A 15,289-nucleotide genomic window follows, 5' to 3' on the forward strand; every position below is an offset into this window, starting at 1 on the left:
GCCAGTAATGTGGCCCGAAAGGCACGTCGTCGGCCTCCCGGATGTGTGCGAACCGGGCCGTCGTCAGATCGTGACGGTTGGCACTCGAGGCACCGGAGGATGTCATGCAGCAGCTTGATCCTGCGTGGGTCCTCGCGAGCCTCGGCGCGACCACGGCCGAGTGCGTGCTGGTGCTCACCATGGACGGCCAGATCCTCTGGGCGAGCGAGGCCACGGAGCGGGTGATGGGCTGGAAGCCCGATGACCTGGTCGGCCGGCGGCTCGCCGAGTTCGCGGCCCGGGCCGACGTCGGCTCCTGGGACACGCTGAGCGCGCGACTGCTCGCGGGTCAGACCGTCGGGCGCTTCACGGAGTTCCGTCATCGACTCGACGACCGGATCGTCGAGACCGTCATCACGCTCGCGCCCGTGCACGACGACGCCGGCGCCCTGGTCGGGGTGACGACGATCCTGCGCGACGTCACCCGGGAGCTCAACGACCGCCGCCAGCTCGAGCTCGCCTACGGCCGGTTCGAGCAGGTGATGACCCCGCAGGCGCTCTTCGACCTCGACGGCCGGATGACGTCGGTCAACCGTGCCTGGTGTGCACTGTTCGGGCGCCCCGAGGCCGACTTCATCGGGGAGGACATCCTGTCCCTGGTGCACCCGCTCGACCTGGACAACGCGACCACCCAGCTGGCGCCGATGCGCCAGGGCACCGTGGAGTCGGTGAGCTATCAGGCGGTCTTCCGCGACGGGGCCGGACGCAGTCTGCCGCTGCTGGTCGACGCGACGTCGTTGCGCGACCGGGACGGTCGCCCCTACGGCGTGGCCGCCTTCGCCCGTGATCTGCGCGAGGTGCGTGAGGCTCGCAGCCGGATGGCCTCGCAGGCCAACATGTTCCTCGCCCTCGGCCGCCGCTCCTGGGACGCGGCGATCGTCACCGACGCCGAGTTCAACCCCGTCTACGTCTCCCCTCCCGCTGCCCGGCTGCTGGGCTACGACGCCGAGGAGATCGTGATCGATGTCGGGTGGGACTTCATCCACCCCGACGACCTCGCCAAGATGATGCCCCTGGTCGAGGCCGTGATCGCCGAGCCCCTGCGCACCGAGCGTTTCCTGGTGCGCGTCCAGGACGCCGCAGGTCGCTGGCGCTGGTTCGAGGAGACGCTCACCAACTGCCTGGCCGACCGCGACATCGGCGGGCTGGTCCTCAACCTGCGCGACATCACCGACCAGGTCGAGACCGACCGTGCCATCCGGCTCTCCGAGGCGCGTCACCGCGCGATCGTCGAGACCGCCCAGGAGGGCATCCTCGCGACGTCTCCGGACGGCACCACGATGTTCGCCAACGAGAAGATGGCCGAGCTCCTCGACCTGGACCTCGACAGGCTCTATGGGATGGACGCGCGCGCCCTGCTCCAGCGCAACGACGGCACCGAGCCGTCCTGGTCGGGTGAGGGCATCGATCGCTACGAGACGACCTACGCCCTGCCTCATGGCGGCGAGCGCATCTTCGAGGTCTCGCACAGTCCCCTGCGTGACGACGGGGCCGAGCCGCTCGGCTGGCTGTGCATGGTCTCGGACGTGACCGAGTCGCGCGCTGCCGAGCGCAAGCTGCGTCAGCAGGCGTTGCACGATCCGCTGACCGGCCTGCCCAATCGCTACCTGTTCCTCGACCGTCTGGAGATGGCTGCCGCGCGCCGACGCCGCGTCGACGAGACCAGCACCAGCGTGCTCTTCCTCGACGTCGACGGCCTCAAGCCCCTCAACGACAGCCACGGCCACGAGGCAGGGGACCTCCTGCTGCGCCACATCGGTGCCCGGCTCGTCGACGCGGTGCGTGGCAGCGACACGGTCGCCCGCCTGGGCGGCGACGAGTTCGCGATCGTCTGCGAGGACACCGACGAGGCGGCAGCCCTCGTGGTGGCCCAGCGCATCCATGAGTCGCTGGTGGAACCGATCCGGATCGAGGAGATCCAGGTCCGGGTCACCGTCAGCATCGGCGTGGCGGCCTCACCGCCCCATGTCTTCGGTGACCTCGTCCGCCTCGCCGACTCGGCGATGTATGAGGCCAAGCGGCTCGGAGACGGGCAGACGGTGGTCGCTCGCGTGGACGCGGGCTCTCAGTCACCCACGTCGTAGCCCGTGGTGAGTCCGCCCGACAGCCGCGCCTCGTCGGGGGAGAGGGCTGCACTCCACAGCCACCCCTGGGCGCTGCCACAGCCGAGCTCGCGCAGCAGGCGGGCCTGCTCGGCGCTCTCCACACCCTCGGCCACGACCGTGACCCCGATGGCTCGGGCGAGGTCGACGATCGACGTCGCGATCGCCAGCGCGTTGGTGTCCTCGGTGATCTCCGCGACGAAGCTGCGGTCGATCTTGAGCGTCGAGATCGGCAGCGTCCGCAGATAGGACAGCGAGCTGTGCCCGGTCCCGAAGTCGTCCACGGCGATCAGGAAGCCCCGGTCGCGCAGCCGCTGGAGCAGCGCGACGGCCGACGTGGCGTCCCCCATGATGGCGCTCTCGGTGATCTCCAGGAGTACGGCGTGCGGGGCCAGGCCGGCTCGCAGGGAGCAGTCGGCGATCAGCTCCTCGAGACCGGGGTCGGTGAGGTTGTAGGCGGAGAGGTTGATCGAGACGTAGGCATCGGGGGGCAGGTCGCCACCGTCGCGCAGGGCTCCTGCCTCGCGGAGCGCTCGGCGCAGCGCCCAGCGGTCGAGCTCCGGCGCCAGCCCGGTCTCCTCCGCCAGCACGACGAAGCGGTCGGGGCTCACCACCCCGTGGCGAGGGTGGTGCCAGCGGGCCAGAGCCTCGACCCCCACGACGCGACCGGAGGTGAGGTCGACGATCGGCTGGTAGTGCATGGTGAGCTCGTCGTCCTCGAGGGCGCTGCGCAGCTCGGCCCCCAGCTCGTAGCGCTCCTCGGCCTGCTGGGCGAGCTTGGCGTCGAACATCCTGACCCGGTGCCGGCCGGCGACCTTCGCGGCGTACATCGCCGTGTCGGCGTTGCGCAGCAGATCGCCCGCGCCGTCCGCGGGTGACAGCGCGACGCCGATGGACGCTGCCACGTGCACGCGTCCGCCGGTGATGTGGAAGGGCGCGTCCAGGCTGCCCAGCAGCTCTTGGGCGATGGTGTGTGCGGTGTCGGCGTCCACGTCCTCGCAGACCACGAGGAACTCGTCGCCCCCGAAGCGCGCGACCGTGTCGGTGGGGCGAGCGCCCAGCCTCAGTCGCTCGGCGACGCCGACGAGCAGCTCGTCCCCGGCTGAGTGGCCGCGGGCGTCGTTGACGATCTTGAACTGGTCGAGATCGACGAAGAGGACCGCGGTCGAGGTGGTCTCGCGGGTCAGGGCGTGCTCGAGTCGGTCCAGGAGCAGGGCCCGGTTGGGCAGCCCGGTGAGCCCGTCGTGCAGCGCCGCGCGACGCAGCTCCTCCTCCAGACGGCGCGAAGCGGTGATGTCCGAGACCATCGCGAGCGAGCCCTCGAAGATGCCCTCGTCGTCGATGAGCGGCGCTGCGGCGACCTGGAGGATGCGTCGTCCCCCATCGGGGTGGCGATAGACCAGCTCGTAGCGCTCGGGGCCCCGGGTCGAGCGCGCGCCGAGGCGCTGGCTGACCAGGGAGGAGTGGTCGGGGTCGAGGAGGTCGGGCACCGAGCGGGCGTAGATCTCCTCGGCAGGGACCCCGAGGATCTCCGCCATCCGATCGTTCACATAGAGCGTGCGCCCTTGCGGGGTGGCCACCCACAACCCTTCGTCGGCGTTGTCGGCCATGGCCCGGTAGCGCGACTCGGAGGAGCGCAGGGCCGCCTCCGCCTCGACCCGCTCGCTGATGTCGCGCAGGCTGCACACGATCGCGGCCACCTCGGTGTCGAGGAGGTTGGTGGCGGAGCCCTCCACCCACACCCAGCCACCAGCCGCGTCCCGGATGCGCATGGTGGCGGTCCGGGTCACCTTGTCGTGCACCACGCTGCGGTACATCTCCTGTACGACGTCGCGGTCGTCGGCGTGCACGTAGTCCCACGCCGAGGTGTCGACCACCTCCTCCGCGGTATAGCCGAGCATTCCGCTCAGCCCGGGCGAGGCATAGATCAGGCGACCGTGCGCCGAGGCGATGAGCGCGAGGTCGCTGGTGAGCTCGGCGACCGCGGTGAAGAAGTGCTCCTGACGCTTGGTACGACGCTCGATGGCGCGCAGCGCGGAGAGGTCCTGGACGTAGGCGGAGACGCCGACGGGCGTGCCGTCGCTCTCGCGCAGCGCGGTCGCGTGCACCAGGGCAGGGATGCTGCGGCCGTCGGCGCCGTGCAGCACCTGCTCCACCTGGACCGCGTCGTTGTCGCCGCTGAGCAGCCGGGCCAGCTCGGAGCCGGCCAGCCCGGGGTCCGCCGCATGGGTGAGCGTGTCGAGCGGCCGGTCCAGCAGGTCGTCGCGGATCCGGCCGACCAGCGAGCAGAAGGCGTCGTTGACCTCGATCATCCGGCCCTCGGAGTCGGTGAAGACCTGGGGGACCGGGGAGAGGTCGAAGCGGCTGCGGAAGCGCTGGTCGCGCAGGGCCAGGTCGTCGCGCATCTGCACCTGAGGAGTCTCGTCGAGGACGACCGCGACCAGATGCTCGGGGAGCCCGCAGCCGGGGTCGCGGCGGGTCCAGACGACCCGCAGGTGCAGCACGCGATCGGGCTCGTGGGCGGGTGACCAGCGCTGGGTGAACTCGCCCGCGAGGTCCCCGCTGCCGGCGGCGTCGAGGGCCTCGCTCAGCGCGGAGACGTCGCGTCCACCCCGGCCGAGAGTCGCGACCGGACGGCTCAGCAGAGACTCGCGCGCGACACCGAGGAGGCGGCACAGCCCGGCGTTGGCGTCGAGCACCTCTCCGTCCACGGAGAGCAGCATCAACGGCAGGGTGGAGCCCGCGAGGGGCCACGCATCACCGCGACCAGGGCGCTCCTCGGCCATTTACGTGTCACTCCCATGCCGCTCCGAGACCAGCAGACGCAGAGAACCTAACCCGTTTTCGCCGTTCCCGTGGGTAACCGCGGGGATTGGGTCGTGTGAGCCCGGTGGCAGCAGGGGCCACCTCAAGTGGCACGGCATGTGGGCCGATGTTCCAGGTGCGGAGTGCGCGCGACTCGACGAGAGGAGGGCCCATGTTCACCGGGTCGACGCGCTCGACGCTCGCGGTGTCGCCCTCGGCACGCGCGGTGCGCACGCGGTGGTCCCGCTCGATCGGATCACCCGGGTGCGTGTGCTCTCGGCCCCGGAGCGGGCCCCGTTGGTGATGCGCCGCATCAGCCGCACCTGAGCCGGGCTCAGGGGAGCAGCCGCACCGCGAGCACGGCGACATCGTCCTCGTGGTCCGGCGGGAGCAGTGACCCCACCAGGGCGTCGCAGAGATCGTCGAGGGGCCGCTCGCGCAGACCGTCGAGGATCCGGGTCAGGTCGGCGAGGCCGTCGCCGAGGTCCCGGTCGCGCCGCTCGACGAGGCCGTCGGTGTAGAGGACGAGCGTGTCCCCGGGAGCCAGCCGCGTCTCGTGCTCCACGCGCGGGACCGTCGGATCGACACCCAGGAGCAGGTCGGCGTCGTCGGGGAAGAGACGCGTGGGCCCGCCGTCGGCGGGGATCAGGGCAGGCGGGGGGTGGCCGGCGTTGGACCACAGCACGGGCGCGTCGCCCGTCGAACCGACGAGCGACGGCACCCTGGCGACCAGCACCGATGCGGTGGTGTCCTGCAGCAGGCTCTCGACAGCGTCGTCGAGGGCGCGCAGCATCGTGGCCGGCCCGGTCCCGTCCTCGGTGGCATAGCTGATGCCGCGCAGGAGCCCGCGCAGCTGGCCCATCGACCCCGCAGCGTGCGAGTCGTGACCGACGACGTCGCCGATGACGAATAGGGTGGCGCCGTCGGACTGCGGGAAGGAGTCATACCAGTCGCCGCCGACCTGGGCGCCGTGCGCTGCAGGCAGGTAGCGCACGACGGTCTCGATGCGCTCCACGACGGGGGGCTCGGTGAGCAGACTGCGCTGCAGCTCCTCGGCGAAGGCGCGCTGCTGGCCGTAGAGCTCGATCGACTCCATGGCCAGGCCGGCTCGTCGACCGAGCTCGACGGCCACCGCGAGCTCCCGCTCCCCGAAGGTGGGGGAGCCGGCGCGGTTGAGCAGGATCATCGAGCCGAGGACCGCCTCGCGCCCGGTCAGGGGTACGGCGATCGCGCTGGCCACGCCGAGCTCCTCCAGGTGGGCGCGGACCGTGGGGTCGGGGACGAAGGCGTGCAGCTCGTCCTGGCTGACCTCGGCGAGCAGCATCGGGCCCTCGCCGCGGGCGATGCGCCGACTGGGTGTCTCGTCCGAGAGCCCGCCGGCGAGCTCGCCCTGCGCGAGCTCGGCCAGGCGGGCCAGCTCCGGGTCGCGATGGCGGACGACGACGTGACGCGTGACCATCCGGTCGTCGAAGAGCTGCATGCTCACCCAGTCGCACAGTCGGGGGACGACCTGATCGGCGAGAGCCACGAGGGCCTCGTCACGATCCACGGATCCCGCCAGCGCCACCGAGGTCAGGCCGATGAGATCGATCTGGGAGCTCAGCCGGTCACGCTGCTGCTGGGCCTCCAGGCGGGCGCTCGCGTCCTGCACGATGATCAGCGTCGCGTCGCGGCCGTCACTCAGGTGGGTGTGCACAGCGCTGAGATCGAGGTGCTGACGGGAGAGGCGGGGCGTCGCGGGCTGGGTGGTCACCGTCTCAGGGGTCACCCCGCGCTGGGCCGAGGCCAGGGCCGCGTCGAGTGCGGCCGCCTCGGCGAACAGGGAGGTCACCGAGGTTCCGGTCGCCTCCGAGCCGAGCCCGACGAGCGTGGCTGCGGAGGGATTCCACACCAGCAGGCGCCGGTCCGCATCGGCGAGCAGGATCCCGACGGGGACGTTCTCGAGGAGTGCACCGAGGGTCGCCGTCACCAGGAGCGGAGGCCGGGCCGGCTCGCGCCGCTCGAGCTCGGCCAGCAGCTGGTCGTGACGTTGCCCGCTGACCCCGACCGCGCACATCTGCGCGACCATCTCGGTCAGCCCCGGCTCGCCGGGGTGGGCGATCTCCAGGGCGACGGGGACCCCGGGCGCGAAGCGGACCCGCCCGCGCAGCGCGTGCACCTCGTGCTCGTCGCAGAGCATGACCACCGACGCCGACGGGACCGTGAGGTGCACCTGCTGGACGACCGAGACGCTGCGCGGCACCGTGCCGCCGACGACCACTGCGCACACCTCGTCGTGCAGGACGTCGGCGAGCTCGTCGGGACGCACGGCGCGCATCGGGACCGGGCACGGCTCGGGCACCGCCGCACGATGCTCGTCGGGGGTCAGACCGACGAGGAGGAGACGCGGCACCTCTAGCTGCCCAGCAGGGGGATGTCGAGCAGGGCCCGGCCGGTCCACGTGCGCAGCAGGTCGGTCGTCGGGCTCATCACGTGCGCAGCGCGCGCATCGCGCAGGTGTCGCTCGACGGGCGACTTCTCGCGATAGGCGATGCCGCCCATCAGCGTCATCGCCTCGTTGGTGACGGAGACGGCGCGGTCGGCCACCTCCGCCTTCGCCGCGGCCAGGGCCGCGAGGGCGTCGGGACCACCGGTCTCGGCCTCCTCGGCCGCCCAGTAGACGAGCCGGCGACTGGCCTGGACCTGGGCCCACATGGTGCCGAGCCGGTGCTGCAGCACCGGCTCACTGGCCAGAGTCCGGCCGGTGTGGTGATAGCGGCGGGCGCGCAGATGGGTGGTGGCCTCGGTGAGCGCGGCCTGGGCCACGCCCAGGTAGGTGCCGGCCATCGCGATCAGGAAGTAGGGCGCGACGACCTCGAAGACGTACCAGATCTGATCGCCCTCGGCGCCGAGCAGTGCCTCAGGTCCGACAGGGACGCCCTCGAGCCGGGCGGCCAGGGAGGAGTTGCCGCGCATGCCGACGCCGTCCCACGAGCCGTGGAAGGTCAGGCCGGGCGCGTCGGCGGGCACCACGACGCAGGAGAAGTCGCCCAGCGGGGCGTCCGGGTCGGCGGCCACCGTCGACACGACGTAGGAGTCGACGCGGGACCCGTTGGTGACGAAGGACTTCTCACCGTCGACGCTCCAGCCGTCGGGCGTGGTGCTCAGCCGGGTCTGTGGCAGCCAGAACTGCGCGCCCGTGCCCGGCTCGGACAGGGCCAGCGTCGTCAGGTGCTCCCCGGCAGCGATCGGCTGCAGGAAGTCCTTCGCCTGCTGCTCGGTGGCCTTCGCCGCGATCACCGCGGTCGCCACGTGGTGCATGCCGAAGCAGATCGCGGTCGAGGCGCAGACCTGACCGATGGCCTCGCAGACGCCGGCCACCGCACGCAGTGCCAGCCCCGCGCCCCCGTGCTCACGGGGCACCACGAGACCGCCGAGCCCGGCTGCCTGCAGCGCGCGCATGCCCTCCTCGGGCCACACGCCGGAGTCGGTGCGCTCGACCAGCTCTGTGACGACTCCCTGTGCCACCTCCTGGGCGCGCGAGGTCGCCTCGAGAACGGTTGCTGGTGGTGCCATCACAAGGGTGAGGCTAGCGGCAGCCGGCCGGAGGCGCGGATTTCCTGCGTCATCCTGTGAGCGTCCACACGGCCAGGCCGGCGATGACGACCCCGGAGAGCACCCCGGTGACCAGCCGTCCGCGCTCCCCGGTGACGGCGCTGCCCAGGCCGACACCGGCTGCGGCCAGCGCCAGCTGCCACAGGGCGGAGGCACTGAACGCCGCCAGCACGAACACGGTCCGCTCGGCGCCGCCCTCGACGAGCGAGCGGTTGCCGACGACGATCGCGGCGAAGTAGACGACGGTCGCGGGGTTGATCGCGGTGAGACCCACGAACGCGACGTAGGCGCGGCCCGGGCCCATCCGCCGTACGCCGGTGGGCGGTGCGTCGGGTGCGGCCCGCAGGGCGTGGGCGACGGTGAGGGCCGCCAGCACCAGCAGCACGATCGCGGCCACCGCCCGGAGCGTCCCGGTGACGGGCTCCAACCTCGACGCGAGGGCCGCGCCGCCCAGCACGGCGGCCGCGGCGTAGACCCCGTCTACCGTGGCGACCCCCATCGCGGCGGCGGCACCGACGCGCCACGAGGTGCGCGCGGTCAGCGCCACCAGGAGGGCGGCGACGGCGCCGACGGGGACGGCGATGGCCCACCCGGTGATCAGACCTGACACCACGACCTCGAGCATGCGCTGATCGTCGCCCCTGTCGCGGCTCGCCGCGAGTGGATTCGTGGCTGGCTAGGCTGGGGTGTCATGAGGATCACGAAGTTCGGTCATGCCTGCGTGCGCCTCGAGCACGAGGGCGCCACCGTCGTCCTGGACCCGGGCGTCTTCACCGAGCCGGAGGCCGTCGACGGCGCGAACGCGGTGCTGATCACCCACGAGCACCCCGACCACTACGATCCCGAGCGGCTGCGGCGCACCGACGCCCGGATCTTCACGATCGAGGCGGTGGCCGCCCGGATCCGCGAGGACGCCCCCGACCTGGCGGAGCGGGTGCAGGTCGTGGCCCCCGGGGAGTCGTTCGACGCGGGGCTGCCCGTGCGGGCCGTCGGCGAGCTGCACGCGGTCATCCACCCGGAGTTCCCGCGCTTCGCCAACAGCGGCTTCGTCCTGACGGCGGGGGAGACCCGGATCTACCACCCCGGTGACGCGCTGACCGGGCCGGGCGAGAGCGTCGACGTGCTCCTGGTCCCCGTCTCGGCGCCGTGGCTGAAGGCCTCGGAGGCCATCGACTTCGCGCGCGAGGTCGGGGCGCCCCGCAACCTGGCGATCCACGACCGGGTCTACTCCGAGGCCGGCCTGGGCATCATCGACGGGCACATGGACAAGTTCCTGCCGGCGGCCGGCCAGGAGTACGTCCGGCTGCCCGACGGCGCCGACCTCTGATCCGAGCCCTCACCGGGCCGGCAGCAGGCACAGCTCGTTGCCGGAGGGATCCAGGTAGGAGCGCCACGGCAGCTCGCCCCAGCCCGGGTGGAGCTCGCGACCCCCGCGGTCGATGAGGCCGGCCACGACCGCGTCGGCGTCGTCCGCGGCCTCGAGCCGGATGTCGAGGTGCAGACGGTTCTTGTCCGCTGCCTTGGGGGCCGCCTCGGGGCACAGCTCCAGGAGCGGGCCGAGACCCGACGGGTGTCGCAGCGAGCGCGGCGCGACGCCGTCCACGTCGGCCCACCCGCTCAGCCACGACCAGAACGCGGCGTCGCGGTCCGGGTCCGCCGAGGCGAGGGGCAGGGCGGCGACCGGCCCGCTGCCGGCGTACGCCGCGCGCTCCTCCATCACGCAGAAGGGGTTGCCCTCCGGGTCGGCCAGCACCACCCAGGGCACCTCGCCCTGCCCGATGTCGAGGTGTCGCGCCCCCAGCCCGAGCAGCCGGTCGACCTCCTCGGACTGGCCGGCGCCGCAGGAGACGTCGAGGTGCAGGCGTGGTGAGGAGGAGGCGTGGTTCGGGGCGGGGTCGAGGCCGGGAAGGCCGGAGACCCGCTGGAAGCACAGGTCCAGCACCGGCCCGGCCGCGACCTCGAGCCGTGTCTCGAAGCCGTCGGGGACGTCGGTCAGCCGCTCACCGCCGACCACCGCCTCCCAGAACCGGCCCAGCAGCTGCGGGTCCCGGGCGTCGGTGACGAGGTTCTCCAGGTACATGGCCCCGAGACTAGGGCGTGAGCGAGTCCCGGACGGGGACGAATTTCGCCTGTGACTCGGCGAGCTCGGCCTCTGGGTCGGAGCTGGCCACGATGCCGCAGCCGGCGAAGAGCCGCACGGTCGGCCCGGAGACCTCCGCGGAGCGCAGCGCGATGCCCCACTCGCCGTCGCCGTTGGCGTCCATCCAGCCCACCGGCCCGGCGTAGCGGCCGCGGTCCATCTGCTCGATCTCGGAGATCAGCGCGGTCGCCACCGTGGTCGGCGTCCCGCCCACCGCCGCCGAGGGGTGCAGCGCCTCGGCCAGCTGCAGCGACGAGACGGTCTCCGCGTCGTGGACGACGCCGGCCACGTCGCTGGCGAGGTGCATGACGTTGGGCAGGTGCAGGACGAACGGCGTCTCCGGCACGTTCATCGACGAGCAGTGCGGCTCCAGGGCGTCGGCGACCGAGCGCACGGCGTACTCGTGCTCCTCGAGGTCCTTCGACGACCGGGCCAGGGTCGCGGCCAGCGACAGGTCGCGCTCGTCGTCGCCGGTGCGCCGGATGGTGCCGGCCAGCACGCGCGAGGTGACCAGGCCGCGCTCGCGGCGCACCAGCATCTCCGGCGTCGCGCCGAACATGCCGTCGACGTGGAAGGTCCAGCACATCGGGTACGTCGCGACGAGGCGCTGCAGCGGCCAGCGGACGTCGACGTCCTCGTCGGTGGTCGCCACGAGGTCGCGGGCCAGCACGACCTTCTCGAGGTCGCCGGCGCCGATCCGCGCCACGGCGTCCGCCACGACGGTCATCCACTGCTCGCCGTTCAGCGCGCCGTCGGCGAAGCGGACGCCCGTCGGTGCGCGTGGGGGCGTGGCAGGCGGGGGGAGCTGGGCGGGGGAGTCCTGCTCGGTGCCGACGGCCGCGTCGTCGACCTGGTCGATCGTCGTCACCCACGCGGTGTCGCCGCGCCGGCCGACGATGACGCTCGGGACCACGAGCACCGAGCTGCCGGACTCGTCGGCGAAGGCGAAGGAGCCGAAGCACACCAGGCCGGTGCCGGGCTCGCGCACCTCATCGTGGACCTCGGCGCGGGCGGTGGTCTCGGCCCACCACTTGTCGGCGTCGGCGAAGCGGGTCGGGCCGCTGGTGCGGACCTCGGCGGCCACGCCCCAGCCGACGAGTCCGTCGCCCTTGCGCAGCCAACTGACCGGCCGCTCGGCCGGCACCAGACCCAGCAGCTCGACGGCATCGGCCGTCACGGCCCGGGTGCGCACGATGGTCCTCACAGGTGGTGAGCCTACTTCGGGGACGGTCAGGCCCCGCCGCGTAGGGTCGCCGCCATGAGCACCCGCACCTCGTCCGGCCGCTCCGCCGTGGCCTACTGGATCAGCTTCGTCGCCGGACTCGCCGTCCTCGCAGTCCTGACGGTCTTCGTCGTCGTGCTGCCCGAGCTCGACGACGCCGACGAGGTCTCGCTGCCCGAGCGGCTGGCGGGCGGCTTCCTGGCCGTCGACGTGGCTCGCACCGTCGACCCGAACGCCCCGGCCGTCGGCGACACGCCTCCCCAGACCCAGGACGACGCGGACCGCAACGCGCAGGAGCTCAGCCGCGAGCGCGACTACAGCGACCAGGTGCTGGCCGACGTCATCGACGGCGACGTCACCACGCGCACCTACTTCAACGACGAGTCCCAGCAGGTGCTGTGGGTCCAGGTCTTCGGCGAGGAGCTGGGCTCCTTCGTGCCGGCGTTCGTCAGGTCCCCCGAGGTGCGTGGCCTGGCCAAGCCCCCGGTCGAGCTCGAGCGGATCGACGACACCACCACCTGCGTGACCGAGTGGGCCGAGGTGCCGGAGGGCCAGGAGTTCGAGGAGGCCCAGGCCCGCGGCGGCGTGACCTGTCAGCGCAGCGAGGGTGGACGCACGCTGCGCGTCACCGCCCTGGGCCAGGACCAGGACCAGACCATGGAGATGCTCGAGGTCGTCGAGGGCGCGATCAGCTGACGCGCCGTACGCCGTGACTCGGCGGTCAGGACCAGTAGACGATGACCTTGTCGCCGATCGCCACCTGGTCGAAGAGCGCCGCGATCGCGTCGTAGTCGCGGACGTTGACGCAGCCGTGCGAGGCGCCGTTGTAGCCGTTGGCGGCGAAGTCCGGCGAGTAGTGCACCGCCTGGCCCCCGGAGAAGAACATCGCGAACGGCATCGACGTCTCATAGATGCTCGACACGTGGTCGCGGCTCTTGCTGAAGACGCTGAAGGCGCCCTCGCGGGTCTCCAGGCCGACCCGCCCGAAGCGGACGTCGACGCTCTCGCGGACCGAGCCGTCGACGACCCAGCGCAGGCTGTTCGTGGACTTGTCGATGCACAGCGCCCGCCCCGTCGTGCAGCGGGGATCGAGGGCGCCCGGCTCCGGCTCGATGTTGAAGAGCTGGTCGTGCGTGGGCTCGTAGGTCATCGCGACGAGCCGGTCCATCGTGCGCTGGTCGACCTCGCCCGTCACCGGGATCTCCCGCTTCTCCTGGAAGCCGCGGACCGCCGCGACCGTCGCCGCGTCGTACTGCTCGCCGACGTCGCCGGACCACCAGGCGATCTGGGCGAGCCGGGCCTGAAGGGCGCGGACGTCCTCTCCGGAGTCTCCCCGGGCGAGCAGGGCCGGCCCGGGACGCAGGATGTTGAGGAGCTGGTCGCGGGTGGGCATCTTGGTCATCCGCCCCAACCGGGCCCAGGTGCGCCGGTCGACGATGCCGGTGGCGGGGAGGCCGCGCTTGTCCTGGAAGCCGCGGACGGCGGCGCGGGTGCCGGGGCCGTAGACGCCGGTCGTGGTCTCGGCGAACCAGTCGAGCTGGAACAGTCGGTGCTGGAGCTCGCGCACCTGCTCCCCGCGTGCTCCGGGGGCGAGGACCGGGCCTGCCGGGGCTTCTGACGTGGGCGCCGCCGAGGGATCCGGGGTCGCGTCGGCGGGCGCGTCGACGCCTGCTGGTGCCGCGGCCGGTCCGCTCCCGGACGCGGCGACGTCGGCCTGGTAGTGCTGCATCGCCCAGCCCGCGCCGTACATCGTCGCGCCGAGCAGGGCGACCGTCAGCACGGTCGCCAGCAGCATCCGCAGTGCCTTCAGTGCCTTCAGTGCCGTCATGGGGCGCCCCCTGCAACTTCTCGCCCAGTGGTGGGCGAACTCGAGTGTCGCCTAGAAGACGCACGAAACCCGGGATTGGTTGCTCCCCGGGCCCGCCCCGGTGGTCCGGCGCCGTACCCGTAGGCTTCCCGGGTGGCCCGCGCAGACCTGGACAAGCAACCGACCGACGTCCGTCGCATGTTCGACGCCGTGGCGAAGAGGTACGACGTCACCAACGACGTCCTCTCCCTCGGGCAGGACCGACGGTGGCGACACGACGTGATCGAGGCGGTCGACCCGCAGCCGGGTGAGCTCGTCCTCGACCTCGCCGCCGGCACCGGCACGTCGAGCCAGCCGTTCGCGGACCGTGGCGCGACGGTGGTCCCGTGCGACTTCTCGCTGGGGATGCTGCGGGTCGGCAAGCAAGCCCGCCCCGAGCTGCCGTTCACGGCCGGCGACGGCACCCAGCTCCCGTTCGCCGACGCGACGTTCGACGCCGTGACGATCTCGTTCGGGCTGCGCAACATCGTGGACCCGCTGGCCGGGCTCCGCGAGCTGCGCCGGGTCACCAAGCCGGGCGGTCGGCTGGTCGTCTGCGAGTTCAGCCACCCCACCTGGGCGCCGTTCCGGATGGTCTACATCGAATACCTGATGAAGGCGCTGCCGCCCATCGCGCGCGCCGTCTCGTCCGCGCCCGACGCCTACGTCTATCTCGCCGAGTCGATCCGCGCCTGGCCCGACCAGCGGGGGCTGGCCGCCCTCGTCGCGCGAGCCGGCTGGGACGCGCCGCAGTGGCGCAACCTCAGCGGCGGCATCGTGGCGCTGCACCGCGCCCGCGCCTGAGGGTCTCGACGTCGGTTGCTGCGCAACCTGCTCGACCAGCGGGGATGGGGTGGGTCTCGACGTCGGTTGCTGCGCAACCTGCTCGACCAACGAAGGCGTGTGATGCTCGACCGGCGAGGGGCGTGTGATGCTGGGCTCAGGTCTTAGGAACTGGCCGTCAGGGACTTAGGTCCTGGAGCCTCTGGGACCTTCGGGGGCCGAGGTGGCGCTGCCGGAGTGGACTCGTAGACTGTGTCCCGCACCACTCGTGAACGGCTTCACAAAGTCGCGAGTGAACTGACTTATTGGCGTTCGACCGGTATGAAGGACACGGTCCGCACGCTGAACCGGGAAGGAAGCACCCATGGAGCTCTACACGCCGGTGCTGGCGCTGGTGATCCTCGCGACCGGGTTCGCGGTGGTGACGCTGATCATGAGCGCGGTCGTCGGGCCGAAGCGCTACAACAGGGCCAAGCTCGAGTCCTACGAGTGCGGCATCGACCCCACGCCCCACGCCGCCGGTGGCGGGCGCTTCCCGGTGAAGTACTACATCACCGCCATGCTCTTCATCGTCTTCGACATCGAGATCATCTTCCTCTACCCGTGGGCGGTCCACTTCGACGCCATGGCGTTCTTCGGGCTGATCGAGATGGTCCTGTTCATCGCCACGGTCTTCGTCGCCTACGCCTACGTCTGGCGTCGCGGCGGCCTGGACTGGGACTGATCACCGTGATCACGCCCCTCCCGATCACCGAAGG

The 15,289-nt window shown here is 72.0% G+C and carries 13 protein-coding genes; 6 read left to right on the forward strand and 7 right to left on the reverse strand.

Annotated elements, in window-relative coordinates; all coding sequences use genetic code 11:
• Positions 1–104 precede the first annotated feature (104 nt).
• A complete protein-coding gene (locus ACYU7L_RS07830) occupies positions 105–2,123 on the forward strand; it encodes a PAS domain S-box protein (protein ID WP_460794780.1) in 2,019 nt (672 codons plus the stop codon).
• Here ACYU7L_RS07830 and ACYU7L_RS07835 read toward each other — a convergent pair.
• Positions 2,105–4,864 carry a sensor domain-containing protein gene (locus ACYU7L_RS07835; protein ID WP_460794781.1) on the reverse strand — a complete coding sequence of 920 codons (2,760 nt, stop codon included), beginning with the start codon at positions 4,862–4,864 and terminating at the stop codon, positions 2,105–2,107. The two genes, ACYU7L_RS07830 and ACYU7L_RS07835, sit on opposite strands and share 19 nt — an antisense overlap.
• A gap of 199 nt (positions 4,865–5,063) precedes the next feature.
• Between ACYU7L_RS07835 and ACYU7L_RS07840 the strand changes: the two genes are divergently transcribed.
• Positions 5,064–5,273 carry a hypothetical protein gene (locus ACYU7L_RS07840; RefSeq protein ID WP_460794782.1) on the forward strand — a complete coding sequence of 70 codons (210 nt, stop codon included), beginning with the start codon at positions 5,064–5,066 and terminating at the stop codon, positions 5,271–5,273.
• 7 nt (positions 5,274–5,280) lie between these two features.
• Here the strand turns inward: ACYU7L_RS07840 and ACYU7L_RS07845 are convergent, their stop codons facing one another.
• Genes ACYU7L_RS07845 through ACYU7L_RS07855 form a run of 3 tightly spaced genes read right to left on the reverse strand, consistent with a single transcriptional unit; the run spans position 5,281 to position 9,165 of the window.
• Positions 5,281–7,338 carry a PP2C family protein-serine/threonine phosphatase gene (locus ACYU7L_RS07845; protein WP_460794783.1) on the reverse strand — a complete coding sequence of 686 codons (2,058 nt, stop codon included), beginning with the start codon at positions 7,336–7,338 and terminating at the stop codon, positions 5,281–5,283.
• A 2-nt stretch (positions 7,339–7,340) separates the two neighbouring features.
• Positions 7,341–8,501 (reverse strand): acyl-CoA dehydrogenase family protein, encoded by a 1,161-nt coding sequence (locus tag ACYU7L_RS07850; RefSeq protein WP_460794784.1) that lies wholly within the window; start codon positions 8,499–8,501, stop codon positions 7,341–7,343.
• A 49-nt stretch (positions 8,502–8,550) separates the two neighbouring features.
• Positions 8,551–9,165, reverse strand: coding sequence for a LysE family transporter (locus ACYU7L_RS07855; protein ID WP_460794785.1), 615 nt, complete (start codon positions 9,163–9,165; stop codon positions 8,551–8,553).
• 66 nt (positions 9,166–9,231) lie between these two features.
• Here ACYU7L_RS07855 and ACYU7L_RS07860 point away from each other — a divergent pair, with 66 nt between their 5' ends.
• Positions 9,232–9,867 (forward strand): MBL fold metallo-hydrolase, encoded by a 636-nt coding sequence (locus ACYU7L_RS07860; protein ID WP_460794786.1) that lies wholly within the window; start codon positions 9,232–9,234, stop codon positions 9,865–9,867.
• A 9-nt stretch (positions 9,868–9,876) separates the two neighbouring features.
• Here the strand turns inward: ACYU7L_RS07860 and ACYU7L_RS07865 are convergent, their stop codons facing one another.
• Positions 9,877–10,620, reverse strand: coding sequence for a VOC family protein (locus tag ACYU7L_RS07865; RefSeq protein WP_460794787.1), 744 nt, complete (start codon positions 10,618–10,620; stop codon positions 9,877–9,879).
• A gap of 10 nt (positions 10,621–10,630) precedes the next feature.
• On the reverse strand, positions 10,631–11,884 hold the full coding sequence (locus ACYU7L_RS07870; protein ID WP_460794788.1) for an isochorismate synthase: 1,254 nt from the start codon (positions 11,882–11,884) through the stop codon (positions 10,631–10,633).
• Positions 11,885–11,938: 54 nt separating this feature from the next.
• On the opposite strand from ACYU7L_RS07870, the gene ACYU7L_RS07875 reads away from it, so the two are divergent.
• On the forward strand, positions 11,939–12,598 hold the full coding sequence (locus ACYU7L_RS07875) for a hypothetical protein (protein WP_460794789.1): 660 nt from the start codon (positions 11,939–11,941) through the stop codon (positions 12,596–12,598).
• A 25-nt stretch (positions 12,599–12,623) separates the two neighbouring features.
• On the opposite strand, the gene ACYU7L_RS07880 is transcribed toward ACYU7L_RS07875, so the two are convergent.
• The gene (locus ACYU7L_RS07880) at positions 12,624–13,730 is read right to left on the reverse strand and encodes a L,D-transpeptidase family protein (RefSeq protein WP_460794790.1); all 1,107 of its coding nucleotides are present in this window, start codon (positions 13,728–13,730) and stop codon (positions 12,624–12,626) included.
• Positions 13,731–13,862: 132 nt separating this feature from the next.
• On the opposite strand from ACYU7L_RS07880, the gene ACYU7L_RS07885 reads away from it, so the two are divergent.
• Complete coding sequence (locus ACYU7L_RS07885) at positions 13,863–14,552, forward strand: demethylmenaquinone methyltransferase (RefSeq protein WP_460794791.1); 690 nt, start codon at positions 13,863–13,865, stop codon at positions 14,550–14,552.
• Positions 14,553–14,895: 343 nt separating this feature from the next.
• A complete protein-coding gene (locus ACYU7L_RS07890; RefSeq protein ID WP_460794792.1) occupies positions 14,896–15,255 on the forward strand; it encodes an NADH-quinone oxidoreductase subunit A in 360 nt (119 codons plus the stop codon).
• The last annotated feature ends 34 nt before the right edge of the window (positions 15,256–15,289 follow it).

The organism is Nocardioides pacificus (genome assembly GCF_054775955.1).